19 protein-coding genes and 1 pseudogene are annotated in these 26,001 nt (G+C 71.4%); 13 read left to right on the top strand and 7 right to left on the bottom strand.

The features are described 5' to 3' along the window. Positions 1-66 precede the first annotated feature (66 nt). From OGH68_RS36170 to OGH68_RS19105, 4 genes are all read left to right on the top strand, one after another. Entirely contained in the window at positions 67-363 is a 297-nt protein-coding gene (locus tag OGH68_RS36170; RefSeq protein ID WP_319020222.1) for a hypothetical protein, read from the top strand. Beyond that, a complete protein-coding gene (locus OGH68_RS19115; RefSeq protein ID WP_319020221.1) occupies positions 315-1,064 on the top strand; it encodes an endonuclease/exonuclease/phosphatase family protein in 750 nt (249 codons plus the stop codon). Before OGH68_RS36170 ends, OGH68_RS19115 begins: the two co-directional genes overlap by 49 nt. A gap of 141 nt (positions 1,065-1,205) precedes the next feature. After that, complete coding sequence (locus tag OGH68_RS19110) at positions 1,206-1,475, top strand: DUF2630 family protein (protein ID WP_264245586.1); 270 nt, start codon at positions 1,206-1,208, stop codon at positions 1,473-1,475. A gap of 75 nt (positions 1,476-1,550) precedes the next feature. Next, positions 1,551-3,512 carry an FUSC family protein gene (locus OGH68_RS19105; RefSeq protein ID WP_264245585.1) on the top strand — a complete coding sequence of 654 codons (1,962 nt, stop codon included), beginning with the start codon at positions 1,551-1,553 and terminating at the stop codon, positions 3,510-3,512. Positions 3,513-3,541: 29 nt separating this feature from the next. Here the strand turns inward: OGH68_RS19105 and OGH68_RS19100 are convergent, their stop codons facing one another. Next, on the bottom strand, positions 3,542-3,946 hold the full coding sequence (locus OGH68_RS19100; RefSeq protein ID WP_264245583.1) for an RNA-binding S4 domain-containing protein: 405 nt from the start codon (positions 3,944-3,946) through the stop codon (positions 3,542-3,544). A gap of 212 nt (positions 3,947-4,158) precedes the next feature. On the opposite strand from OGH68_RS19100, the gene OGH68_RS19095 reads away from it, so the two are divergent. Both OGH68_RS19095 and OGH68_RS19090 read left to right on the top strand, forming a co-directional pair. Next, positions 4,159-5,631: an APC family permease gene (locus tag OGH68_RS19095; protein ID WP_264245581.1), complete on the top strand. Its 1,473-nt coding sequence runs from the start codon at positions 4,159-4,161 to the stop codon at positions 5,629-5,631. Positions 5,632-5,735: 104 nt separating this feature from the next. After that, entirely contained in the window at positions 5,736-6,695 is a 960-nt protein-coding gene (locus OGH68_RS19090; protein WP_264245579.1) for a hypothetical protein, read from the top strand. A gap of 9 nt (positions 6,696-6,704) precedes the next feature. On the opposite strand, the gene OGH68_RS19085 is transcribed toward OGH68_RS19090, so the two are convergent. Then, entirely contained in the window at positions 6,705-8,765 is a 2,061-nt protein-coding gene (locus OGH68_RS19085) for a PhoX family protein (protein ID WP_264245577.1), read from the bottom strand. Between the two features lie 274 nt (positions 8,766-9,039). On the opposite strand from OGH68_RS19085, the gene OGH68_RS19080 reads away from it, so the two are divergent. Then, entirely contained in the window at positions 9,040-10,761 is a 1,722-nt protein-coding gene (locus OGH68_RS19080; RefSeq protein ID WP_264245575.1) for a VWA domain-containing protein, read from the top strand. Positions 10,762-10,894: 133 nt separating this feature from the next. Continuing rightward, positions 10,895-12,502 carry a methionine--tRNA ligase gene (gene metG / locus OGH68_RS19075; protein WP_264245573.1) on the top strand — a complete coding sequence of 536 codons (1,608 nt, stop codon included), beginning with the start codon at positions 10,895-10,897 and terminating at the stop codon, positions 12,500-12,502. Between the two features lie 336 nt (positions 12,503-12,838). Here the strand turns inward: metG and aspS are convergent, their stop codons facing one another. Beyond that, positions 12,839-14,611: an aspartate--tRNA ligase gene (aspS, locus tag OGH68_RS19070; protein ID WP_264245570.1), complete on the bottom strand. Its 1,773-nt coding sequence runs from the start codon at positions 14,609-14,611 to the stop codon at positions 12,839-12,841. A 150-nt stretch (positions 14,612-14,761) separates the two neighbouring features. On the opposite strand from aspS, the gene OGH68_RS19065 reads away from it, so the two are divergent. After that, positions 14,762-16,873: a SpoIIE family protein phosphatase gene (locus OGH68_RS19065; RefSeq protein ID WP_264245568.1), complete on the top strand. Its 2,112-nt coding sequence runs from the start codon at positions 14,762-14,764 to the stop codon at positions 16,871-16,873. On the opposite strand, the gene OGH68_RS19060 is transcribed toward OGH68_RS19065, so the two are convergent. The 3 genes from OGH68_RS19060 to OGH68_RS19050 all read right to left on the bottom strand — a co-directional run bounded on the left by OGH68_RS19060 (position 16,816) and on the right by OGH68_RS19050 (position 19,544). Continuing rightward, positions 16,816-17,901, bottom strand: coding sequence for an AI-2E family transporter (locus tag OGH68_RS19060; RefSeq protein WP_264245567.1), 1,086 nt, complete (start codon positions 17,899-17,901; stop codon positions 16,816-16,818). The two genes, OGH68_RS19065 and OGH68_RS19060, sit on opposite strands and share 58 nt — an antisense overlap. Before the next feature lie 101 nt (positions 17,902-18,002). After that, entirely contained in the window at positions 18,003-18,959 is a 957-nt protein-coding gene (locus OGH68_RS19055; protein ID WP_264245565.1) for a pirin family protein, read from the bottom strand. Between the two features lie 135 nt (positions 18,960-19,094). Beyond that, positions 19,095-19,544, bottom strand: coding sequence for an SseB family protein (locus OGH68_RS19050; protein ID WP_264245562.1), 450 nt, complete (start codon positions 19,542-19,544; stop codon positions 19,095-19,097). Between the two features lie 273 nt (positions 19,545-19,817). Here OGH68_RS19050 and OGH68_RS19045 point away from each other — a divergent pair, with 273 nt between their 5' ends. The 4 genes and pseudogenes from OGH68_RS19045 to OGH68_RS19030 all read left to right on the top strand — a co-directional run bounded on the left by OGH68_RS19045 (position 19,818) and on the right by OGH68_RS19030 (position 24,197). Then, complete coding sequence (locus tag OGH68_RS19045) at positions 19,818-21,644, top strand: acyl-CoA dehydrogenase (RefSeq protein WP_264245560.1); 1,827 nt, start codon at positions 19,818-19,820, stop codon at positions 21,642-21,644. 102 nt (positions 21,645-21,746) lie between these two features. Beyond that, a pseudogene (locus OGH68_RS19040) lies at positions 21,747-22,406 on the top strand (Uma2 family endonuclease). Positions 22,407-22,485: 79 nt separating this feature from the next. Further along, positions 22,486-23,781, top strand: a complete 1,296-nt coding sequence (locus tag OGH68_RS19035) for a M18 family aminopeptidase (RefSeq protein WP_264245558.1) — start codon at positions 22,486-22,488, stop codon at positions 23,779-23,781. 116 nt (positions 23,782-23,897) lie between these two features. After that, positions 23,898-24,197, top strand: coding sequence for a DUF3303 family protein (locus OGH68_RS19030; RefSeq protein ID WP_319020220.1), 300 nt, complete (start codon positions 23,898-23,900; stop codon positions 24,195-24,197). A 16-nt stretch (positions 24,198-24,213) separates the two neighbouring features. Here the strand turns inward: OGH68_RS19030 and OGH68_RS19025 are convergent, their stop codons facing one another. After that, complete coding sequence (locus OGH68_RS19025) at positions 24,214-25,989, bottom strand: NHL domain-containing thioredoxin family protein (RefSeq protein ID WP_264245555.1); 1,776 nt, start codon at positions 25,987-25,989, stop codon at positions 24,214-24,216. Positions 25,990-26,001 lie beyond the last annotated feature (12 nt).

Raw genomic sequence — 26,001 nt, 5'->3', positions numbered from 1 at the left:
CCGGTCCGCGTCTCACTCCTCACAGGGAGGACAGGCTCGGGGTACGGACGGACGGAGAGGGCACACGTGGAGGCCGGTGGGGGCGGGGCGACCCCGGAGACGACGGACCGGGCCCGGCGCGGCGGCGGCCCGCTCGCCGTGCTGCTGCTCGTGGTGCCGACCGCCGTCGCCGCGTGCCGCGCCGCGGACACGGACGGTGTCACGCCCGTACCGCAGCTGCTGGCCTTCCTGCCGTGGCTGCTGCTGCCCGCGGCCCTCGCCCTGCTGGTCGCCTCCTGGCGCGGCGGCGCTTGCTCGCCGGCTGGGCGGTCGCGGTGCTCGCCCTCATCGGGTGGTTCGTCAGGCCGTACGACACCGGCCTGACGGACGAACCGCCGGGCCCGGTCGTCGCCCGGCTCACGGTACTGACGTCGAACGTCGAGTTCGGGCAGGCGACGGACGCGCTGGTGGAGACGGTCCGCCGGGACCGGCCCGACCTGGTGTTCGTGCAGGAGTGCGACCGGGCCTGCGCCGGCACGCTCGCGTCGGACGTGCCGCGCACCGACTACCCGTACCGCAACGTCGTCGCCGGCAGCGCGGCGTCCGGCTCCGCGACCCTCAGCAGGCATCCGCTGCGACCCGCCCCGGGGGTCGAGGGCGCGCTGGCCATGCCGGGGGCCGTCGTCGACGTCGCCGGGCACCGGGTCACCGTCCAGCTCGCCCACCCCCTCCCGCCCGTACCGGACGCCGTGGACGACTGGCGCCGTGAGCTGGGCCTGCTGCGGGACCACGCGGCCGGTGCGAAAGACGGTCCGAGCATCGTCGCCGGCGACTTCAACGCGGGCCAGGACCACGTGGCCTTCCGCCGCATCCTGCGGGCAGGACGGCTGAGCGACAGCGCCACCCTCGCCGGGGCGGCCCGCACGCCGTCCTGGCCGGCCGGCCTGAGCGGGCCGCTGGGCACCCAGATCGACCATGTGCTGGTCAGCGAGGACTTCTCGGTACGCGAGGCCCGCTTCCTGGACCTTCCCAACACCGACCACCGGTCGCTGCTCGTGGAGCTGGAACTGCACGATGTGCGCTGACGGCCCGCGCGCGCGAGAGTCGAGCCGAGAGCACTGAGCACCGCGCACACCGCACCGCGCGGCGCACGCACAGCAGGAACCGCAGGAACCGCCGGTGAGCACGCGGCACCGAGCACGACCTACCGTCACGGAGCGGACGCCATGGACCATGAGCAGAGCAACGCGAAGGTCGACGAACAGATCATCGACAACATCGGCAACCTCGTCGCCGAGGAGCGCGCCCTGCGGGACCGCTCCACCGGCCGGCAGGGCCTCGACCCCGACGAGCAGGCCCGGCTGCGCGAGCTGGAGATCCAGCTCGACCAGTGCTGGGACGTGCTGCGGCGGCGCCGCGCCAAGGCCGAGTTCGGCGAGGACCCCGGCACGGTGAAGGAACGGCCCGCGGACGAGGTGGAGAACTACCGCAGCTGAGCAGGACGGGGCCCGCACCGGGCCGGCCGCGGCGGGGGCTTGCGCCCCATGGTCCGTACGGGGTCTCTTGATGCCATGGGACGACGCGAGGGCCGAACCGGGGGACACACGGGACGCCTGACGCCGCCGGGCTGGCTGACGCACGGCCTGCGGCCCGCGCCGGCGCCCGTCCCCAAGGCCGCCGTCGGCCGTGCGGCCGTCGCCCTGGCCGCGCCGCTGGCCGTGGGGCTCGCCGCCGGACGCCCCGAGTATGGGGCACTCGTCTCGATGGGCGCCCTGTCCGGCGTCATCGGTGACACCGCCGACGCCTACCGGATGCGTCTGCTGAACATCGCCGTGCCGCAGCTGTTCGGCGCGATCGGCGTCACGCTGGGCACACTGGTGTACGGCGAGGGCTGGGCCGCGGTCGGTGCGCTCACCCTCGTCGCGCTGGTGTCCGGCATGATCTCCTCGATCGGTGCGGTGGCCTCCGTGTCCGGGCTCCTGCTCCTGCTGAACGCCGTGGTCGGAGCGGGGCTGCCGATGCCCGGCCCCTGGTGGCACGCCCCGCTGCTGCTCTCGCTGGGCGGACTGTTCGTCCTCTTCCTCACCCTGCTCGGCTGGCCCTGGCGGGCGCGGGTACCGGAGCAGTCGGCGGTCGTCGAGACGTACCGCAGTGTCGCCGAGCTGCTGGCCGCGGCGGGCACCACCGACTACGACGCGCGCCGGCAGGAGGTCACCCGGTCGCTCAACACCTCGTACGACCTGATCCTCGCCCGGCGGGCCCGCGACCACGGGCGCCGCAGCCCCTTGGTGCAGCTGCTCGCCCAGCTCAACGTGGTCGTCCCGCTGGTCGAGGCGGCCGCCGCCGCCCATCTGTACGGGCGTGCCTCGCGCCGGCCGGAGATCGCCTCCGCCGTGCGCGAGCTGGCCACGTCGGTGGAGCGGCGCCGTGGCAGTGCCCCCGAACTCAACCTCCCCATCCCCGAGGGCCCTGCCGACCGCGCCGTGAACAGCGCTGTTCGCCACGCGTCGGCGGTCGTCCATGGCAAGGGCCCCGACCCCGCGGTCATGGACGACCGGCTCGGCCGGCCCGCCTCGCTCGGCGTCCGGGCACGGCGCGCGGTCCGCACCATGCTGCTGTCGGAGCCGTCGTGGCGTTACGGGCTGCGGCTCGCGCTCTGCATCGGGCTGGCGCAGACACTGGTCTCCCTCGTTCCGGTGACACGTTCCTACTGGGTGGCCCTCACCGTCACGTTCGTCCTCAAGCCGGACTTCGGTTCGGTGTTCTCCCGCGCGGTGCTGCGGGCGTTCGGCACGGCGGCGGGCCTGCTGGTGGCGGCCGCCGTGCTGGCGGCCGTCGAACGCGGCTGGTGGGACGTGCCGGTGATGATGGTGCTCGCCGCGCTCATTCCGGCGTTCTCCGTGAAGGGCTACGCCTTCCAGACCGCGGCGATCACCCCGGTGATCCTGACGCTCTCCGACATCCTCAACCACCAGGGCTTCCATCTGGTGCTCCCGCGTCTGGTGGACAGTCTCCTCGGGTGCGCGATCGCCCTGGTCGCCGGCTACCTGCTGTGGCCGGAGAGCTGGCACACGCGGATCGGGGACCGGCTCGCGCAGTGCGTCGAGGACACGGCCCGCTATGTGGCGTGCGCGTTCGGCGGCCCGGAGCAGGCGGAACGGGCGCATGCCCGGCGGCGGATCTACCGGGACCTGTCCTCGGTGCGCTCGGAGTTCCAGCGCGCCCTGACGGAACCGCCGCCGACCGGCAGACGGGCCGCGGCCTGGTGGCCGCTGGTCGTGGCCGTCGAGCGGATCGTGGACGCGACGACGGCGGCCCGGGTCCGGGTCGACCACGGAGCCGAGCCTCCCGGCCCGGCCGAGGTCGCCGGTATCGAGCGGCAGTTGCGCGAACTGGCGGACGGGCTGCGCTCGAGCGAGGTCCTCGTCGAGGTACGGGCGGACCTGCCGGGCGACGAGGAGGGCGTGCTGGCCCCCCTGCGCCAGGAGGTCAGAGCGGCACGAGCCATCGCGTCCCCTTCCCCGGACCGCTGAGCCCGGCCGTCGGCCGGGGCACGCCCGGATCAGGGCTTCGGACGTCCGCCGTGAAGGCGTTCCAGCTCGCGTCGGTCGCGCTTCGTCGGGCGGCCGGCGCCCCGGTCCCGTACCGCCGCGGGGGCCGTGAACTCCTTCGGCGGGGGCGGCGGGCTGTTGTCCACGTACGCCTGTACCGCGACCGGCGGGCCGACCCGCTTCCGCAGGATCTTCGAGACGACCACGATGCGCTCACGCCCCGCGTGGAAGATGCGCACCTGGTCACCCACGCGCAGCGACTGGGCGGGTTTGACGCGGTCACCGTTGACACGGACGTGGCCCGCGCGGCAGGCCGCGGAGGCCTGCGAGCGGGTCTTGGTGAGCCGTGCGGACCAGATCCAGACGTCGACCCGTACGGTCTGCTCGCCTGACGCGGACGCTCCCTCTGCAGCCATGCCTCCGACTCTACGACCCGGCGCCCGCGAACGGCCCCGCACGGCCGGGCGCGGGTGGGGCGGCACCCTCCCCTCACCGGAGCGCACACATCCGACTACGATGCGCACGATCCCCTACGACGGAGGCGCTCCCTCCGCAGTCAGGCAACCCCTTTTTGATGTCGTGATGTGCCGTCAGCGCCCGCCGGGCGCAAGGGCATTCGGAGACTTCCATGCGCAGCAGCTCCGGCAGAGGGCTTCGGCCAGGTGTCCTCGGGACCTTCGACACCGCCGTCATGGCCGTGGCGGGCAGCGCCCCTGCCTATTCGATCGCGGCCACCACGGCCGTGCTCGTCGCCACGGTCGGACTCGCGGGCCCCGCGGCGCTGCTGTACTGCGCGATCCCCATGCTCGGCATCGTCCTGGCCTTCGGCAGGCTGGGCCGCATCGACGTCAACGCGGGCGCCGCGTACTCCTGGGTCGGGCGCACCCTCCACCCGTTCCTCGGTTTTCTCTCCGGGTGGGCGCTGGTGGTCTCCACGACGCTCTTCATGGTCGCGGGGTCGCTGCCGGCGGGCGCGATGACGCTGGCGCTCTTCGATCCGGCGCTCGCCGGGAACACGGCCCTCGCGACGGCCGTCGGGGCAGGCTGGTTCCTCGCGATGCTTCTCGTCGTGCTGGGCGGGGCGCGGCTGACGGTGCATGCCCAACTCCTGATGTCGGGCGTGGAGATGGTGATCCTGCTGGTCTTCGTCGGAGCCGCTCTGCTGCACGAGGGAGCCGCCGCCGCGTTCGACTGGTCGTGGTTCGGCTTCTCCCACTTCGAGGGGACGGCCGGCTTCGCCTCCGGGGCGCTGATCGCCACCTTCTACTTCTGGGGCTGGGACGTCACCAGCAACCTCAGTGAGGAGACCCGCGACAGCCGGCGCACGGCCGGGCTCGGCGCGCTCATCGGTGTCGCTGTCGTCCTCCTGCTGTTCGAGGCGTTCACGATCGCCGTCAACATCGTCCTGACGTCCGGGGAGATCCAGGCGGCCGGAGCGGACGTGCTGGCCGTGCTGGGGGCGGCCGTCTGGCCCGGCGTCGGCGGCAAACTGCTCGTCGTGGCGGTGCTGCTGTCGACCGTCGCCACGTTGGAGACCACGCTGATCCAGGTCACCCGCTCGCTGTTCGCGATGGGCCGCGACCGTACGATGCCCGCCGCGCTGGGCCTGGTCCACCGTCGCTGGAAGACACCGTGGGTGGCCGTCACGGTGGTCGGTGGCGTCGCGCTCGCCCTGTTCGTGGGGTCCACGGCGTTCGGTTCGGTCGGGGACGTCGTCGCCGCGGCGGTCTCCGCCATAGGGCTCCAGATCGCCTTCTACTACGGGCTCGCCGGGATCGCCGCCGTCGTCGCGTACCGCAGGACGCTGCTGCGCTCCGTACGGGACTTCGTGCTCGGCGGCGCGTGGCCGCTGGCCGGCGCCCTGTTCATGCTGTGGATCTTCTTCGAGTCGCTCGGTGAGCTGAGCGGCGCGTCGATCGCGATCGGTCTCGGCGGTCTCGCCGCCGGCGTCGTACCGATGGTCGTCCACTGGCGGCGCGGCAGTACGTACTACCGGCCGGCCAGGCTGGACGCGGCCCGGGCGCTCGCCCCCGGCGGCGCCCCGGACCGCGACCCGCACGGCGGGGACTACACGGACAAGGCACTGGCCACGGATTTCTGAACGTCACCCCCACGATCCACGCCCCCCGCCGGCCGACCGGCCCCGTACGCCGGCCACCTCCGAACGCCAGTCGCACGCTTGCACCGTCGAGGGAAGTGCCGCACATGGCCGTACGCCGCCGTTTCATACCCGACTTCGATCCCGCCTTCGGGGACCGGCCGCTGGCCGACGCCTTGCACGACATCGTCATCGGCAGGTGGCAGGGCGTCCGCGACCTGCTGCGCGACACAGCCGACGACTGGCCACTGCGCACCCACCGGATCCGGCTGCTCGCCCACGCCGCGGCCGGCTCCTCCGCTGCCGAGAGCTGGCGCGCGGCGGAGCCGTCCGGCGCGGACGCGGCAGTCCTGAGCGCGGCGACGGAGGTGGTGCGCGTCTTCCAGCGGGCGATCGCCGCGGGCCGCGGCGCCGGCACCGACCGGGCGCGGCTCGACGCCGCCGTGACGGCCTGCCTCGCCGCCGCCGACGCCCGTCCCGACGACCCGATGCCGTGGGTGTCGCTGCTGACGGTGGCCCGTCTGTACGAGGACGGGGTGCCCCGGCGGGAACTGCGGGGATGGTGGGACGAGATGCGCCGGCGCGACCCGTACAACGTCGAGGGGCATGTGCAGCTGCTGCGCTACCACTCGGCTCGCTGGCACGGCACGCACGGCAGGATGTACGACTTCGCGCGGAACGCGGCCGGGGCCTCACCGCCCGGGTCGCCGCTGCCGGTACTGGTGCAGATCGCCCGTGCCGAGGAGTACCGGTACGTCTCCGACGCGGCACAGGGCCGGGTGGTGCGCGGTTTCGACCAGCACTGGAAGCACGAACTGGCGGTCACGGAGATCCGCCGCACCTGGGAGCGGTGGATATTGTGGCGTACGGACGGGCCGGTCGCACCGCAGGAGGTCGGCGAGCTCAACTACCTCGTCCACGCGGCCTGTCACGCGGGACTGCGGCTGGAGGCCGGCGGACTGTTCCGGCTGCTGGGCCGCCGTGCGGCGCATCTCCCGTGGGCGTACACGGGAGACGCCGCCGAGCAGTTCACGAGGTGGCGCGCGCAGACGGGCGCCACCCCGTGAACGGGTGACTCACGCGCCGATGTCGCGGCCGTCCTTGCGGTAGACGGCGACGACCGACGGGCGGACCGGCTTGCCCGGTCCGTCGGGCCAGGCGCTCGCGGGCTTCTCGGCCGACGCGCCGTCGACCTCGCCCGGGTGCTGCACGGCCACCAGGACACGGCGGTCCTGGATGATCGGACCGCAGGTCTCCGCGCCGGTCGGCACGGTCAGGAACTGCTTCAGCTCACCGCGGCGCTCGCCGTGGGTCGCGACGCCGAACAGGCCGTCGTGGTTGCCGAGGGCGTTGCCGTCCGTGGACAGCCACAGGTTGCCGTACGGGTCGAACGCGATGTTGTCGGGGCAGGAGATGGGGCTGACCTTGTCCTTCGGGTAGCCCGCGTAGTAGGTGGCCGGGTCGTCCGGGTCACCGGCGACCAGGAACAGGCGCCACGCGAAACCGTCGGACGTCGGGTCGTCCCAGTGCTCGGCCAGCTCCAGCACCTGGCCGTGCTTGTTGCTGTTGCGCGGGTTGGCCTCGTCCACGCCGGGGTTGCCGTCCGTGCCGCGCTTGGAGTTGTTGGTGAGGGCGACGTAGACCCGGCCGGTGCGGGGGCTCGGCTCGACGTCCTCCGGGCGGTCCATCTTCGTCGCGCCGACCTTGTCGCCCGCCAGGCGGGTGAAGACGTACACCTCCTCGGCGGTCATGCCGGGCACGTGCGACACGTCGCCCGTCGCCAGCGGGATCCACACGCCGGAACCGTCGAACTCGCCGTCGTTCGGAAGCTTGCCGGTGCCGTCGATCTCGCCCGGGGAGTCACCGGTGAGCTTGGCGACGTACAGGGTGCCCTCGTCGAGGAGCGTGCGGTTGTGCTCGCGCGCGGCGCGGCTGCTGCCCTTCTTCATCCGCTTCGAGGAGACGAACTTGTAGAAGTAGTCGAAGCGCTCGTCGTCGCCCATGTAGACGACCGGGCGGCCGTCGTCGGTGAGCCGGGGCTGCGCCGCCTCGTGCTTGAACCGGCCCAGCGCGGTGCGCTTGGCGGGCATGGAGTCGGGGTCGTACGGGTCGAGCTCGACGACCCAGCCGTGGCGGTGGACCTCGTTCGGCTCCTGCTTCAGGTCGAAACGCCTGTCGAAACGCTCCCACTTGCGCTCGGTGGCGCCCGAGCCGACGCCGTAGCGCTTGTCCGTGGCGCTCGAGCCGTTCGCGAAGTACTGGTTGAAGTTCTCCTCGCCCGACAGGATCGTGCCCCACGGGGTGGTGCCGCCGGCGCAGTTGTTGAGCGTGCCGAGCACGGTCCGGCCAAAACGGTCGGCGCTGGTACGCAGCAGCTCGGAGCCCGCGGCCGGGCCGGTGAGCTCGAACTCGCTCGTCGCCGTGAGACGGCGGTTGAGCGGGTGGCGGGTCACGGGGGAGAGCTTGCCGGAGCGGTGCTCCTCCTGGACCACGACGACGGACAGACCGTGAGCGGCCCAGGCGATCTCGACCTGCTCGCGGGTCGGGTTCTCGGAGTCGTAGCCCTTGAACATCAGGACCTCGTCCGTGTACTCGTGGTTCGCCACGAGCACCTGGCGGCCGTGCTCGCCGCGCAGCGGGAGCAGGCTGAGGAAGTCGTTGTTGTAGCCGAACTGGCCGGCCTGCGCCTTCGCCGACTGCCTGTCCGGGTCGAAGGCGGGCGCGCCGCGGAGGATGGGCTCACCCCAGCGGATCACGATGCTCTGGGCGTAGCCCTCGGGGACGGTGACCTTGTCGTCCGTGTTGGGCGCGACGGGGGCGAAGCGCAGACCACGGGCGCCGTCGGCCCTGCCGGGGCGGCCGGGCGCGTGGCCGTGTCCGTGGCCCTTGGCTGCGGCGGGGGTCGCCCCCTGTACGACGGCCGCGCCGCCGGCCGCGGCGGCCACGGTCACGACCGCGGCGGCACGCATCATCGAACGGCGCGACAGAGCGCTCGCTATGACGTCACCGACGTACTCGTTGTCGGTGGTGTTGGGCACCTCGTGGAAGCAGGCGTCGCCACAGCGGTAGCGGCAGGTGAGGGCAGAACGTCCGCCCGCGTGCGGGGCCATGTTCAACAGCGGCAGCAGTTTGCGCACTTCGTCCTCCTTCGGCGCAGCCTGCGCCGACATGGTGTCGGAATGATTCCGGCCATGACGTTAAGCGCGGACATGTGCACAGCGGCGGACGCGAGATGAACGACGGATGAATGCGGCGCGGACGGGGCGCGGTCGGGGTGTGCGTACGACGCTTTGGGGTGCCCTCCCCGAGAGCGGGCGGGGCGGCCGCTAACCTTACGTGTCCGCCCTGGCCTGCGTTGCCCGGGCAGGAGCGGACACTCACCGCACCCAACTCATGCGAAAGGCCTCGCCCATGAGTATTCGGAGCTTGCTGCGCAAGGTGTTCGGACGCGACCGTGCTGAGCGTAACGAGTCGGCGGCAGCCTCCGTTCCCGCCCAGACCGAGCGCACGGAACCGGCCACGGACACGTCGTCCACCACGTCCGCGTCCGAGTCCGCGTCCGCGTCTGTGGGGGCCGCGGCGTCGGCCAAGGCCTCTACGGGGTCGTCCACGACGGTCCCGTCGCAGGCGCCCTCGGAGCGGGTGTCGGACCTGGTCACCGCTGCCTTCGACAACCCGACCCCGCGCCGGGTCCCGGCCCAGGCCGACCGCCTCACGTCCGGCTCTTCCGCGGCGGACGCCACCACGGCCCCGGCCCCGGCCGACGCCCCCGAGGCCGAGGCTGACCCCGAACAGCCGCAGGCCGACGCCCCCGAGCCACAGAACAACGAACCCGCGGCGGACGCCCCTGCTGCGGAAGACAGCGCCGCGGAGGAGGAGGCGAACGCCGCCCCTCTCGCGGACGACGCGCCCGCCGCCGACGCCGCCCCCGAAACGGACGCACCGATCGCGGACGCCGCGCCCGAGGCCGACGCGCCCGTCGAGGCTGACGCCGAGCAGCCGCAGGCCGACGCCCCCGAGCCGCAGAACAACGAACCCGCGGCGGACGCCCCCGCTGCGGAAGACAGCGCCGCCCCGGAGACTGAGGCGCCCGTCGCGGACGACGCGGCAGCGACCGACGCGCCCGTCGCTGAAGACGCCCCCGAAACGGACGAACCTGACGCGGACGACGCCCCCCAGGCCCAGGCGCCCGCCGCCGACGCCGCCCCCAAGGCCGAAGAGCCTGTCACCGACGACGCCGCAGCAGCCGACGCACCGATCGCGGACGCCGCTCCCGAGGCCGAGGCGCCCGTCGCAGACGACGCCCCCGAGGCCGAGGCGCCCGTCGCAGACGACGCCCCCGAGGCCGACGCGGCCGTCGCCGACGCCGCCTCCGAAACGGACGCACCGATTGCGGACGCCGCACCCCAGGCCGACGCCCCTGTCGCGGACGTCGCCGACGCGCCCGCCGACGACGCACCCGTCGTCGGTGGCGGCGCGGCTGTCAATGAGGCGGGGCCGGTCAAGGCGCGGGCGCCGCGGATCGTGGAGGCGTACGAGGCCGCCGGCGCCGCGCTCGAGAAGGCGCAGCTCACCGGGGCGCGCGCCCATGTGTACCTGGTGCTCGACCGGTCCGGTTCGATGCGCCCGTACTTCAAGGACGGCAGCGCCCAGCGCCTCGGCGAGCAGGCGCTCGCGCTCGCCGCGCATCTCGACGCGGACGCGACCGTCGACGTCGTGTTCTTCTCGACGGAGATCGACGGCACCGGCACACTCACCCTCGACGCCCACGAGGGCCGCGTCGACGAGCTGCACGCCGGGCTCGGACGTATGGGGCGTACGAACTACCACCTCGCGATCGAGGAGGTCCTCGCCCTGCACGCCAAGAAGAGCACCGGGCTCCCCGCGTTCGTGATCTTCCAGACCGACGGCGCCCCCGAGTCGAGGACCGCTGCCAACGCCGCCCTCGCGGCGGCCGCCGGCAAGCCGGTGTTCTGGCAGTTCGTGGCGTTCGGCGAGCAGGACGCCAAGGCCTTCGACTACCTCCGCAAGCTCCAGGTGGACAACGCCGCGTACTTCAACGCCGGCCCCGCGCCTCTGGAGCTCGGGCACACGGAGCTGTTCGAGGGCATCCTCGGGACCTGGCGCCCGTAGCCCGTCCCCGTAGGACCCCGCAGTTGCCCGGGCGCGCACAAGCGCCCGGGCACCTGTGCGCATCCGGGCACATCCACGCACGCCCGGCGAACGCGTGTGAGTCGATCTTCGTGGGCCCGATAGGATTTCGACCATGGCGGCCACTGGATCCGAGAAGCAGGGGGCGAAGGCGTATTACGTCTCGACCCCCATTTACTACGTCAACGACGCTCCTCACCTGGGCCACGCCTATACGACCGTCGCAGGCGACGTGCTCACGCGCTGGCACCGTCAGCGTGGCGAGAAGGTGTGGTACCTCACCGGCACGGACGAGCACGGTCAGAAGATCATGCGCACCGCGGAGGCGAACGGCGTCACGCCCCAGGAGTGGTGCGACAAGCTCGTGGAGGAGGCCTGGAAGCCCCTCTGGGAGCACCTGAACATCGGGAACGACGACTTCATCCGCACCACGGAGAAGCGGCACACGGACCGGGTGCAGGAGTTCGTGCAGGACCTGTACGACAAGGGCGAGATCTACAAGGGCGGGTACGAGGGCCCGTACTGCGTGGGCTGCGAGGAGTACAAGCTCCCCGGCGACCTCATCGAGGCCGAGGACGGCACCGAGCTGTGCCCGATCCACAAGAAGCCGGTGGAGATCCTCAAGGAGGAGAACTACTTCTTCAAGCTCTCCGAGTACGGCCCGAAGCTGCTCGACTTCTACGCCGCGAACCCGGGCTTCATCCAGCCCGAGTCCGCCCGCAACGAGGTCGTGAACTTCGTCAAGCAGGGCCTGCAGGACCTGTCCATCTCGCGGTCGACCTTCGACTGGGGCGTCCCGGTGCCGTGGGACGAGAAGCACGTCATCTACGTGTGGGTCGACGCGCTGCTCAACTACGCGACGGCGGTCGGCTACGGCGCCAACCAGAGCAAGTTCGACGAGACCTTCCCGGCGAACGTGCACCTCGTCGGCAAGGACATCCTGCGTTTCCACGCCATCATCTGGCCCGCGATGCTGATGGCGCAGGGCCTGCCGGTGCCCGGCAAGGTGGCCGCCAACGGCTGGCTGATGGTCGGCGGCGAGAAGATGTCGAAGTCCAACCTGACCGGCATCAAGCCGCAGGACCTGACCTCGCACTTCGGTGTGGACGCGTACCGCTGGTACTTCCTGCGCGCGATCGCGTTCGGCCAGGACGGCTCGTTCTCCTGGGAGGACTTCACCGCCCGGTACACGTCCGAGCTCGCCAACGACTACGGCAACCTGGCCTCGCGCGTCGCGGCGATGGTCGGCAAGTACTTCGGCGGTGCGCTGCCCGAGGCCACGGCCGCGGGCGAGGCGGAGAAGGCGGTCCAGGACGGTCTGGCGAAGGCCGTCACGGAGGCGGACCGGAAGATCGGCGAGGAGCTGGACTTCCAGGGCGGCATCCTGAGCGTCTTCGAGTTCGTGAAGCAGGTCAACGGCTACATCACGGAGCAGGAGCCGTGGAAGGTCGCCAAGGACGACTCCCCGGAGGGCAAGGCCCGCCTGGCGACGATCCTGTACACGGCGGCGGAGTCCCTGCGCGCGATGGCGGTCCTGCTGAACCCGGTCATGCCGGAGACGTCCCAGAAGCTGTGGGACTCCCTCGGCGCCGAGGCCCCGCTGGGCGCCCTCGCGGACCAGAAGGTCCAGGAGGCCGGCGCGTGGGGCAAGCTGCCCGCCGGGTCGACGGTGACGAAGGGCGCGGTGCTGTTCCCGCGTCTGGAGGAGCCGAAGAAGGACTAGCGCGAGCGAGCGCGCCCGGCACCGCACGAGGCGCGAGGCGAAGGGCCCGGAACCAATGGTTCCGGGCCCTTCGCCGTTCCCCGGCCCTCCGCCGTTCCGGCGGCCGGCCCGGTCGCGTCCCGCCGGCGCCCGGCGCGAGCGCCTGAGCGCCGCCACCGGCGGGCTCGCGTCCGCCGTGCGGCGCACCGCACGGCGGTCCGGCCGCGGCCGGGCGTCGCGGCCCGGCGTTCACGCGACGCGGTGTTCCCGCGGCGCCTGCCCCGGTACGCCTGCGACGACGGCCTGTACGACCCCACCGGGTCGTACAGGCCGTCGTCGTACGTCGTCGTGCCGGCGTCACTCGCCGGACTTGGCGACCGGCTTGCGCAGCTGGAGGTTCAGCTCGCGCAGACGGGCCTCGTCCAGTTCGCTGGGCGCGCCCATCAGCAGGTCCTGGGCGTTGCCGTTGAGCGGGAAGGCGATCGTCTCGCGGATGTTCGGCTCGTCGGCCAGGAGCATCACGATGCGGTCGACGCCGGGGGCGATGCCGCCGTGCGGCGGGGCGCCGTACTCGAAGGCGCGGAGCATGCCGGCGAACTCCTGCTCGACGGTCTCGCGGGAGTAGCCCGCGATCTCGAACGCCTTGAACATGATCTCGGGCTCGTGGTTCCGGATCGCACCGGAGGAGAGCTCGACGCCGTTGCAGACGATGTCGTACTGCCAGCCGAGGATGTCCAGCGGGTCCTGGGTCTCCAGGGCCTCCAGGCCGCCCTGCGGCATCGAGAACGGGTTGTGCGAGAAGTCGATCTTTCCGGTCTCCTCGTCCTTCTCGTACATCGGGAAGTCGACGATCCAGCAGAAGCGGAAGACGTTCTCCTCGAAGTGGCCGGCGCGCTTGGCGGCCTCGACGCGGACCGCGCCCATGATCTTCGAGACCTCGTCGAAGTCGCCCGCGCCGAAGAAGACCGCGTGGCCGGGCGCGAGGGCCAGGCGCTCGGTGAGGACCTTGACGTTCTCCTCGGTGAGGAACTTGGCAATGGGGCCGGTCAGGGCGCCGTCGTCACCGACGCGCACCCAGGCGAGGCCCTTGGCGCCCTGCTCGACGGCGTAGTCGCCGAGGCCGTCGAAGAACTTGCGGGTCTGGCCGGCGGTGTCCGGCACGGCGAGCGCACGGACGTGCTTGCCGGCGAACGCCTTGAACTCGGAGGCCTCGAACACGTCGGAGATGTCGACGAGCTCCAGCTTGGCGCGCAGATCCGGCTTGTCGGAGCCGTACTTCAGCATCGCCTCGCGGAACGGGATCCGCGGGAACGGGGAGGTGACGTGGCGGCCGCCGCCGAACTCCTCGAAGAGCTCGGTCATCAGCTTCTCGATCGGCTGGAAGACGTCCTCCTGCTCGACGAAGCTCATCTCGACGTCGAGCTGGTAGAACTCACCGGGCGAGCGGTCGGCACGGGCGTCCTCGTCGCGGAAGCACGGCGCGATCTGGAAGTAGCGGTCGAAGCCGGAGATCATCAGCAGCTGCTTGAACTGCTGCGGGGCCTGCGGCAGCGCGTAGAACTTCCCCGGGTTGAGACGGGACGGCACGACGAAGTCGCGGGCGCCCTCGGGGGAGGTCGCGGCGAGGATCGGGGTCGCCATCTCGTTGAAGCCGAGCGCGGTCATCTTCTGCCGGATGGCGGAGATGACGGCGGTGCGCAGCATGATGTTGCGGTGCATGCGCTCGCGGCGCAGGTCGAGGAAGCGGTACTCCAGGCGGCGCTCCTCGTTCACGCCGTCGTCGGCGTTGATGGTGAACGGGATCTGCTTGGCGGCGCCCAGGACCTCGACCTCGGCGGCCTCGACCTCGATCTCGCCGGTGGGCAGCTCGGGGTTGACGTTCTCCGCGCCGCGGGAGACGACCTTGCCGTCGACGCGGACGACGGTCTCCTTCGTCAGCTTGTCGAGGACCTCCGCGGCCTTGGTGCCGGGCCGGGCGACGAGCTGCGTGATGCCGTAGTGGTCGCGCAGATCGATGAAGAGGATGCCGCCCAGGTCGCGCCGATTGTGCAGCCAGCCGCTCAGCCGGACGTCGGCTCCGACGTCAGAGGCGCGGAGCTCGCCGCAGGTGTGGGACCTGTACCGATGCATCGTCGTTCATCCAGTCTTAGCGTTTGGGTGGGCACAACCTTTGCAAGGTTACCGCCCGGCCCCCGTCCGGCCCATTGACATAGACGCGACACCCTCCCCCGGCGGCGTCCTGCCGCGTCTCAATCGTGATGATCGGAATAAAGTGAGGCAATGCGCACGGAGGACGTCCTGGCCGCCATCGCGACCGGTGTGTGGCGATGGGACACCAGATCCGGGTCGGTCGCGCTCGACGCCGAGGCCGCCCGGCTGATCGAGCTGGCTCCCGAAGCCGGCGACATCACCGCGTCCGTCGTGCGCTCCCGCTTCCACCCCGTCGACTGGAGCGAGATCAACGGCGTCATCTCCCTCGCCGTCGCCGAAGGCACGCTCGCCGAGGCGCGGCTCCGCGTGGTGGACGACACCGGCCGGGTGCTGCGCACCGTCCGCAGCCGCACCAGGGCCCGGGCGGAGGGCGACGGCTATCTGCTGTTCGGCACCCTCCAGGAGGTCGCGGAGCCGCAGCCCGGCACGACGGCCGCGCAGACGCCGATCACCGGCGACTGGCGACGCCACCGTGAGGCGTTCCTGCTGGACGCGGGCCGGGCCCTCGCGGAGGCCCGCTCCACGGCAGAGGTGCTGCGGGTCGCCTCGTCCCTGTCGATGCCCGGTTTCTCCCCGGACGGCCTGGCGGTCTTCGGAGTGGCCGGTGACCATCTGACGATCGTCGGCCACCACGGGCACAGCGCGGACGACGAGCAGCCGTTCACGGACCTGCCGCTGGACACCGGCTACCCGGCCGCCGACGTGGTGCGCAGCGGGCGGGCCGTCTATCTGCCGACCCCCGGCGAGTACCGCCGCCGCTACCCCGTCACCTGGCCGCTCGCCCAGCGCTTCGGCCGCCAGTCGTGGGCGTTCCTGCCCCTGATCGTCGCAGGCCGGACCATGGGCGCCTGGATGGCGGCCTTCCGCCACCCGGTGGCCTTCACCCCCGACGAACGCTCGGTGCTCACCACGGTCGCCCGGATGCTCGCCCAGGCGCTGGCCCGCGCCGGCGTCGCGGAGACCGAACGGGAACTCTCCCTCGGCCTGCAGCGCTCGATGATGCCCCAGCTCGGCCCGGAGATCCCCGGCATGGCGGTCGCCGCACGGTACGTGCCGACCGGTGGCGGGCTCCAGGTCGGCGGCGACTGGTACGACGTGATCCCCCTGCCGTCCGGCCGTACGGCCCTGGTCATCGGAGACGTCCAGGGGCACGACGTACGGGCCGCGGGACTCATGGGGCAGCTGCGTATCGCCCTGCGCGCCTACGCCTCCGAGGGACACCGGCCGGACGCGGTCCTCTCGCGCGCCTCCCGCTTCCTGCACGGCATCACCGACACCTACGCGGAGGGGGACTACTCCAGCCCCCGTTTCGCGACGTGCCTCTACCTGGAGGTGGACCCGGCCACCGGCCTCGTCGAGATCGCCCGCGCCGGGCACTGCGAGCCCGCCGTGCGGACCTCCGACGGCACGGTGCTGCTGCGCCCGACCGAGGGCGGGCTGCCGCTGGGCATCGACCCGGACTCCGACTATCCGACGACCAGATTCGTCCTGGAGCCGGGCGAGACGCTGATGATCTGCACCGACGGTCTCCTGGAGACCGGTGGCCACGACCTCGACACCGGCTGGGCCAGACTGCGCGGCGTTCTGGAGGAGCACATCGGCGAGTCGCTGGAGGATCTCGCGGACGGCCTCGTCCAAGCAGTGCACGGCCCGTCCTCGCACTACACGACCGGGCCGCTCGCCGACCGGCGCGAGGACGACATCGCACTGGTGCTGCTGTGCCGGGAAGGGCGGCCCTCCCGGCGGGCTCCGCGTCGTACGGCGATGACCGTCGCCCAGGCGCAGCCGGAACGGATCGCGGCCGCCCGGCAGCATCTGCGTGAGCTGCTCCACGACTGGCGGGACACCGAGCAGATCGACTCCGCGGTCCTGATGGTCTCGGAGATGGTCACCAATGTGCTCGTGCACACCGACGGCGACGCACTGATCATGGCCGAGGTGGTGCACGGCGACGCACGACGGCATCTGCGGGTGGAGGTCACCGACGCCAGCGACGAGCTGCCGCACCGGCGCCGGCCGGGTGAGATGGCCTCCTCGGGGCGCGGGCTGCTGCTGACGGAGATGCTGGCGGACAACTGGGGCGTGGACCCGAGGGGCGAGGGCAAGTCGATCTGGTTCGAGCTCTACGAGCCCGGCGTGCCGGCCGAGCCGGAAGCTCCCGGTGTGCCGGCCGGGCCGTAGCGGGCCCGCAGCTCGCGGACGACGCCGAACGCGGCGGCGGTGACCGGCACGGCGAGCAGCATCCCGAGGATGCCCGCGAGGCCCGCCCCCGCCGCGATCGCCAGCAGCACCACCGCCGGATGCATGTGGACCGTACGGCTCTGGATCATCGGCTGGAGCACGTGCCCCTCCAGCATCTGTACCGCCAGCACCACCGCGAGCGCCCACAGCGCGATGACGAACCCCCGGTCGGCGAGGGCGACGAGGACGGCGACCGCGCCGGAGACGAACGCCCCCAGGTAGGGGATGTACGCGCCGACGAAGACGAGCGCCCCGAGCCCGATCGCGCCGGGCACCCGGAGGATCAGCAGCCCGATCGTGATGCAGGCCGCGTCGATCAGCGCGATGAACGTCGTCCCGCGCATGAAGCCCTGGACACCGCAGAAGGCACGGCGGGCGATCGCCTCCGCCAGTTCGCCGCCGTGACCGGGCGCGAAGGAGCGCAGCGCTTCGACTGCCCGGTCGGAGTCCCGCAGGAAGAAGAAGATCAGCAGCAGGGCCAGCACGGCCGTCGCGATCATCTCGCTCACCACACCCAGCCCCGAGATCACCCCGGAGGCGGCCGTTCCGCCGAACTTGCCCAGCATTTCCCTGGCGTTGGAGGCGAGGTCGTCGAGGGAGGTCCCGGCGGCTCCGAAGTGCCGGGACAGGTCGGTCGCGGCCCGCCGCAGGGAGTCGATGATCTGGTCGCCGGTCTCGACGAGCGCGCTGACGATGATGTAGACCGCCCCGCCGACGACGGCGACCACGCCGGCGCAGGTCAGCGCGGCGGCCAGGGAACGCTGCACCTTCATCAGCAGCAGCCGCCGGTTCAGCGGCCCGAGCAGCGCCGCCCCGAGCAGCGCGAGGAGTACGGGCGTCACGGCGGTACGGAACCTGACGACCAACCAGGCGCCGACGACCACGACCGCCGTGACGAGCAGCGCGACGACGCACCAGGCGCAGAGACGCTTCACGGGTTCGGGCAGCAGCGGCTTCGACGGGGGCACAGCCCCACCCGACCACGGCCGCCCGTACCCGTCCCGCCCACCCGGTCCGCACGGGTGACGCCCCGTCACGAGGTGACGGGGCGCCGGGCGAGGAGTGCCTGCTACATGCCGTGGACCGCGGGGACGGTACCGAGCAGGCCCTTCTGGAAGTCCTCGAAGGCCTGCTTCAGCTCCGCCTGGGTGTTCATCACGAACGGTCCGTAGTGCGCCATCGGCTCACGGATCGGACGGCCGCCGAGGAGCACGATCTCCAGATCGGGCGTGTTGGAGTCCTGCTCCTCGTCCGCCCTGACGGTCAGCGAACCGCCGTCGCCGAAGACGGCCGTCTGCCCGGTCCGCACCGGACGCAGCTCCTGGCCGACCGTGCCGCGGCCCGCGAGGACGTAGGCCAGACCGTTGAAGTCCTCGCGCCACGGCAGGGTGATCCCGGCGCCAGGCGCCAGGGTGGCGTGGATCATCGTGATCGGCGTGTGCGTGATACCCGGGCCCTCGTGGCCGTCCAGCTCACCGGCGATCACCCGCAGCAGCGCGCCGCCGTCCGGGGAGGTCAGCAGCCGCACATGGCCGCCGCGGATGTCCTGGTAGCGCGGGTTCATCATCTTGTCGCTCGCGGGGAGGTTCACCCACAGCTGGAGCCCGTGGAACAGCCCGCCGGACATGACCAGGGACTCCGGCGGAGCCTCGATGTGCAACAGCCCGCTGCCGGCTGTCATCCACTGGGTGTCGCCGTTCTGGATGGTCCCGCCGCCGCCGTTGCTGTCCTGGTGCACGAAGGTGCCGTCGATCAGGTAGGTGACCGTCTCGAAGCCCCGGTGCGGGTGCCAGGGCGTGCCCTTCGGCTCTCCTGCGGCGTACTCCACCTCGCCCATCTGGTCCATCATGATGAACGGGTCGAGGTACTGATAGTTGATGCCGGCGAACGCCCGGCGCACCGGGAATCCCTCCCCTTCGAAACCGCTCGGCGCCGTGGTCACGGCGAGCACGGGCCGCGGAACGGCCTCGGCGGGCGCGGCGACGCGCGGCAGGGTGATCGGGTTCTCGACAGTCACTGCGGGCATGGCGGACCTCCTTGTTCGACGACTTTAGTTGAACAATGAACTTCTCACCACCCGGAACGACGAACGCCCGGAAGGAATTCCTTCCGGGCGCTCCAGAACCGCGGCGCCGGCCTGCGGCCGCGCGGCGTCGGTGGCCTAGCCGTACATCCGACGCATCGCGAAGTCGACCATCTGCTCGACCGCCTTCGCGTCGAAGACCATCCGGTGGTCCCCCTCCATGTCGAGCACGAAGCCGTACCCGGTCGGCAGCAGGTCGATCACCTCGGCGCCGGTGATGACGAAGTACTTGGACTCCTTGCCCGCGTACCTGCGCAGTTCCTTGAGCGTGGTGAACATCGGGATGACCGGCTGCTGGGTGTTGTGCAGCGCCAGGAAGCCCGGGTTGTCGCCGCGGGGGCAGTAGACCTTCGACGTCGCGAAGATCTGCTGGAAGTCCTCGGCCGACATCGACCCCGTCGTGAAGGCCCGCACCGCGTCGGCCAGGGACGGAGGCGACGGCTCGGGGTACAGCGGCTGCTCTCCGTAGGAGGGCTGCTGGGGCACGTACTGCTGCTGGGCGCCCGGGGCCTGGTCGTAGCCGTACATGCCCGCAAGAGTACTGAACGCGCGCACCCGGCGGGGCCACCGCCCGCATCCCGGCCGCACGTTCGACGGGCGGACGTCCGGGCGGATGCCGCCACACGCTCCCCATGAGTCCCCCGGTGTCCCGGGGGCGGCCGCCGGCACCAGTTTCCGCGCGAGTCTTGTCACAGACGGCCGGACAGGGTTGCATCTTATTACCGACGGGTAGCATCATCGGAGCTACTTGCTGGTAAGTGGATGAGAAATCCGATTTCCGATCTTTACGGAGCCGTCGCCATGGGGCACTACAAGTCGAATCTCCGCGACATCGAGTTCAACCTCTTCGAGGTCCTCGGGCGCGACAAGCTGTACGGCACCGGCCCGTTCGCGGAGATGGACGTCGACACCGCCAAGTCCATCCTCGAGGAGATCGCCCGCCTCGCGGAGAACGAGCTCGCCGAGTCGTTCGCCGACGCCGACCGCAACCCGCCGGTGTTCGACCCCGCGACCAACACCGCGCCGGTCCCCGAGAGCTTCAAGAAGAGCTACAAGGCCTTCATGGACTCCGAGTACTGGCGCCTGGGCCTGCCCGAGGAGATCGGCGGCACCACCTCGCCCCGCTCCCTGATCTGGTCCTACGCGGAGCTGCTGCTCGGCTCGAACCCGGCCGTGTGGATGTACTCCTCCGGCCCCGCCTTCGCCGGCATCCTCTTCCAGGAGGGCAACGAGGCGCAGAAGAAGGTCGCCGAGATAGCCGTCGAGAAGCGCTGGGGCTCCACCATGGTCCTCACCGAGCCGGACGCCGGCTCGGACGTCGGCGCCGGCCGCACCAAGGCGGTCCAGCAGGACGACGGCTCCTGGCACATCGAGGGCGTGAAGCGCTTCATCACCTCCGGTGAGCACGACATGGAGGAGAACATCCTCCACTACGTGCTGGCGCGCCCCGAGGGCCACGGCCCCGGCACCAAGGGCCTCTCCCTCTTCCTCGTGCCCAAGTACCACTTCGACTGGGAGACCGGCGAGCTGGGCGAGCGCAACGGCGTCTACGCGACGAACGTCGAGCACAAGATGGGCCTCAAGGCCTCCAACACCTGCGAGATGACCTTCGGCGACCAGCACCCCGCCAAGGGCTGGCTGATCGGCGACAAGCACGACGGCATCCGCCAGATGTTCATGATCATCGAGTTCGCGCGGATGATGGTCGGCACGAAGGCCATCGCCACCCTCTCCACCGGCTACCTGAACGCGCTGGAGTACGCCAAGGAGCGCGTCCAGGGCCCCGACCTGAAGAACTTCGCGGACAAGACCGCCCCCAAGGTCACCATCACGCACCACCCCGACGTGCGCCGCTCCCTGATGACGCAGAAGGCGTACGCCGAGGGCATGCGCGCCCTGGTGCTGTACACCGCGTCCATCCAGGACGAGATCGCCGTCAAGGAGGCCGCGGGCGAGGACGCCAAGGCACTCGTCGCGCTGAACGACCTGCTGCTGCCGATCGTCAAGGGCTACGGCTCCGAGAGGTCGTACGAGCAGCTGGCCCAGTCGCTGCAGACCTTCGGCGGCTCGGGCTACCTGCAGGAGTACCCGATCGAGCAGTACATCCGCGACGCCAAGATCGACACCCTCTACGAGGGCACCACCGCCATCCAGGGCCAGGACTACTTCTTCCGGAAGATCGTCCGCGACCAGGGCCAGGCGCTGAACACCCTCTCCGAGGAGATCAAGAAGTTCCTCGCGGTCGGCACCGGCGGCGAGGAGCTGTCCGGCGCCCGCGACGCGCTCGCCAAGGCCGCCGTGGACCTCGAGGCCATCGTCGGCACCATGACCAACGACCTCATCGCCACCGGCGAGGACGTCAAGAACATCTACAAGGTGGGCCTCAACACCACCCGCCTGCTGATGGCCTCCGGAGACGTGGTCGTCGCCTACCTGCTGCTCCGCGGCGCGGCCGTCGCCGCCGAGAAGCTGGAGACCGCCTCCGCCAAGGACGTGCCCTTCTACCAGGGCAAGATCGCGGCCGCGAAGTTCTTCGCCGCCAACGTCCTGCCGGGCGTCTCCGTCGAGCGCGCGCTCGCCGAGACGGTCGACGGTTCGCTGATGGACCTGGACGAGGCCGCGTTCTAGCCTTCGCCGCCCATCAAGACGGTGCCGCCGCCCGACTCGTTCGGGTGGCGGCACCGTCGTTCGCGCTGGGTAGCCTGTCGTACAGGCCGAGAATCCCGCCCAGTGGGAGGAACCATGACCGCCGAAGCACCGCCCGATTCGCAGCAGCGGAAGCCGGAAGGCACCGACAGCTGGACCGAGCACCGGCAGCCGGACGGTCCCAAGTGGCCGATGCCCCCCGTGGACGGCTACACCGTGGACGACTACTTCACGCTCGACCTCCCGCCGCACACAGAGTTGATCGACGGGAGCCTGGTCTTCGTGAGGCCGCAGCGCGCTTTTCACTCGCTGGTGATGTTCCTGCTGGAAAAGGGTCTGCGCCTCAGCCTTCCCGAGCACCTCAGGGTGCGCCGCGAAATGGCCGTCGTCCTCGGCCCGCGCAACGCCCCGGAACCGGACCTGGTCGTCATCAAGGCCGAAGGAGAGACCGGTCGCCGCCAGACCCGCTACGAAGCCGCGGACGTCCTCCTCGCCGTCGAGGTCGTCTCGCCGGACTCCGAGGAACGCGACCGCGACACCAAGCCGCACAAGTACGCCGCCGCCAGGATCCCGCACTTCTGACGGGTCGAGATGGCCGGCGACCACGACCGCCCCATCGTCTGCACCTACGACTACGACCCGGTGACAAAGGCGTACGTGTCCACAGGGGTGCACCACGACCGGGTCGAGCTCCCCCTTCCGTACGACATCGACATCGACCTGACCGAGTTCGACCACCTGTAGCAGAACGGCGTCGGGCCGTCGTCCCGGACTCCGTGAACCGGCATGGGGCCCGGCGGTGCGCCTCGTTAAGGTGAACTTCATGAGCAGCGAACCTGCCCGCTTCGATCGCGGCCACACCGATGACCTCATGGCCTTCCTCACGGCCGCACCCACGCCGTACCACGCAGTCGCCGCAGCAGCCGAGCGGCTCGAGAAGGCCGGCTTCCGGGAAGTGCTGGAGACGGACGCCTGGGACGGCACCACCGGCGGAAAGTACGTACAGCGCGGCGGCGCGCTCATCGCCTGGTACGTGCCCGAGGGCGTCTCGGCCCACACCCCCTTCCGTATCGTCGGGGCCCACACCGACTCGCCGAACCTGCGCGTCAAGCCCCTGCCGGACACCGGCGCCCACGGCTGGCGGCAGATCGCCGTCGAGGTCTACGGCGGGACCCTGCTCAACACCTGGCTCGACCGCGACCTCGGACTCGCGGGCCGGCTCACCCTGCGCGACGGCACCCACCGGCTGGTCAACGTCGACCGGGCGCTGCTGCGCGTACCGCAGCTCGCCGTCCACCTCGACCGCTCCGTCAACACCGACGGGCTCAAGCTCGACCGGCAGCGCCACATGCAGCCGATCTGGGGACTCGGCGACGTCGAGGAAGGCGACCTGATCCGCTTCCTCGAGCAGGAGACCGGTCTCGCGGAGGGCGAGGTCACCGGCTGGGACCTGATGCCCCACTCGATCGAGCCGCCCGCCTACCTGGGACGCGACCGGGAGCTCGTCGCCGGTCCCCGGATGGACAACCTCATCTCCGTCCACGCCGGCACGGCCGCGCTGGCGGCGGTCTCCGCCTCCTCCGACCTGGCGTACATCCCCGTACTCGCCGCCTTCGACCACGAGGAGAACGGCTCCCAGTCGGACACCGGCGCCGACGGCCCGCTGCTCGGCTCAGTGCTGGAGCGCTCGGTGTTCGCCCGCGGCGGCGGCTACGAGGACCGGGCCCGCGCCTTCGCCGGCACCGTCTGCCTCTCCTCCGACACCGGCCACGCCGTGCACCCCAACTACGGCGAGCGGCACGACCCGACGCACCACCCGCGCGCCAACGGCGGCCCCATCCTCAAGGTCAACGTCAACCAGCGGTACGCCACCGACGGCCAGGGCCGGGCCCATTTCGCCGCGGCCTGCGAGAAGGCCGGCGTGCCGTGGCAGACGTTCGTGTCGAACAACGCGATGCCGTGCGGCACGACCATCGGACCGATCACCGCCGCCCGCCACGGCATCCACACCGTCGACATCGGCGTCGCGATCCTGTCGATGCACAGCGCCCGCGAGCTCTGCGGCGCCGACGACCCCTATCTGCTCGCGAACGCGCTCGTCGCCTTCCTGGAGGGCTGAGCGCGGCGGGCCCGTCCGACCGGGGCGGCGCAGGAAATGTTGCCGCCGCCCGGGCGCGGTCGCCGCTGGGGACGTCAAGGGGGACCACCCGGCACGACACGAACGGAGCGACCGCCATGAGCATGATGCTGCGGGCCGTCATGGACACGAACAAAGCCAACCAGGTGACCGACACGGGAAAGGCCCAGCAACTCTGGGGCCGGATCCTGGAGCGGCTGCAGCCGGAGGCCGTCTACTTCAGCCCGCACGCCGGCGGCCGCGCCTGCGTCATCGTCTTCGACATGCAGGACAGCGCCCAGCTGCCGGTCATCCTCGAACCGTTCTTCAACGAGCTCGGCGCACACGTCGAGCTCCAGCCCTGCATGACCAAGGAAGACCTGATGAAGGGCCTCACCGAGGCGGCCGGCGCCCGCTGACCGCCCCGGCGCCCGCCTACCGGTCCCGGTCCATACCCGCCAGCACCAGCGGCAGCCGGGCCGCGCCGCCCTCGGCGACCCGTACCGGAACTCCCCAGTCCTGCTGGTGGACATGGCAGGCCGGGTACTCGTTGTCCGGGTCGTCGTCGCAGGACGCCGCCATCGCGGAGACGTGCAGCACGCCCTCCCCGACCGCCCCGTCGATCTCCAGCTCACGCGACAGATCCGTGCCCGCGCCCGCGCCCCCGCGCAGCAGCTCCGGCGGCGTCGACGACACCAGCAGCCGGGTCGAGGGGCCGTAGCGGGTGTCCAGCTTCTGCCCCGCCGGGGCCTCGAAGACCACGTCCAGCCGCAGCGCGCCGGCCGCCACATCAGTGGCGGCGCGCTGCGTGCGGTGGGCCACGGCCTCGACGCGTACCGCCTCCTCGGGCAGCCGCAGCCGGGTCAGCCGGTGCCGCGCCGACTCCACGACGACGATCTCCTCGCCGTCGAGCACCGCGTCACTCGGCTCCCGCAGATCCGTGGCCAGGGTCGTCACTTCGCCGGTCGCCGGGTCGAAGCGGCGCAGGGCGTGGTTGTACGTGTCCGAGACCGCGACGGACCCGTCGGGCAGCGCGGTGACGCCCAGCGGATGCTGGAGCAGCGCCTGCCCGGCCTCTCCGTCACGGTGACCGAAGTCGAAGAGTCCGGTGCCGACGGCGGTGTGGACGACCAGATCGCGGTCGATCCAGCGCAGCGCGGACGTCTCGGAGTCGGCGATCCACAGCCGGTCCTCCGTCGCCGCCAGCCCGGACGGCTGCGCGAACCACGCCTCGGCCGCGGGGCCGTCGACCAGCCCCTCGTTGGTGGTGCCCGCCGCGACCTGGACCGTCCCCGCCTCGGGGTCGTACGTCCACAGCTGGTGCACGCCCGCCATCGCGATCCACAGCCGGTCGCCCCACCAGGCCACGTCCCACGGTGAGGAGAGCGCCACCTCCCGCGCGGGCCCGGCGGTGGGCGATCCCTGCCACCACTGCTTCCCGGTCCCGGCCAGCAGCTCGATCGCGCCCGTACGCGGGTCGTACGCGCGCACGGCGTGGTTGACGGTGTCGGCGACGGCGACCCGGCCGTCGGGCAGCAGGGCGAGCCCCTGCGGCTCGTTGAACTCGCCGTCGCCGATGCGCCGGACGACGCTCTCGCCGTCCGCCGCCAGCTCGACGAGCTGGTGCCGGGTGGAGTCCGAGACGAGGAAGTTCCCGGAGGGCAGCCGCAGCGCCTTGCCGGGGAAGCGCAGATCGGTGGCGACGGGCTCGGGCGCCACGTACGGCCCGTCACCGCGCCGCAGCGTCCCCTTCGCCGCGTGCTCGGCCTCCAGCTCCTCGACGAGCTTCTCGATGGCGTGCGCATGTCCCTCGCCCGCGTGCTGGGCGACGACGTACCCCTCGGGGTCGATGACGACGAGCGTCGGCCACGCCCGCACCGCGTACTGCTTCCAGGTGACGAGCTCGGGATCGTCGAGGACGGGGTGATGGACCTGGTACCGCTCGACGGCGTCGACGACGGCCTGATGGTCGGCCTCGTGCACGAACTTCGGCGAATGGACGCCGATGATCACCACGGTGTCGCGGTGCTTCTCCTCGAGCTCGCGCAGCTCGTCGAGCACATGCAGACAGTTGATGCAGCAAAATGTCCAAAAATCCAAGATCAATGTTCGACCTCGGAGGTCCGCGAGCTTCAGATCCTTCCCGCCGGTATTGATCCATCCGCCCTTGCCGATCAGCTCGGGGGCCCGAACGCGTGCACGTGTAGCCATACCCCCATCCAA

This window comes from Streptomyces peucetius, from assembly GCF_025854275.1.
Classification (GTDB): Bacteria; Actinomycetota; Actinomycetes; order Streptomycetales; family Streptomycetaceae; genus Streptomyces; species Streptomyces peucetius_A.
Note: the sequence above shows the minus strand (reverse complement) of the source record. Positions and strands in the feature narration are given on the sequence as shown.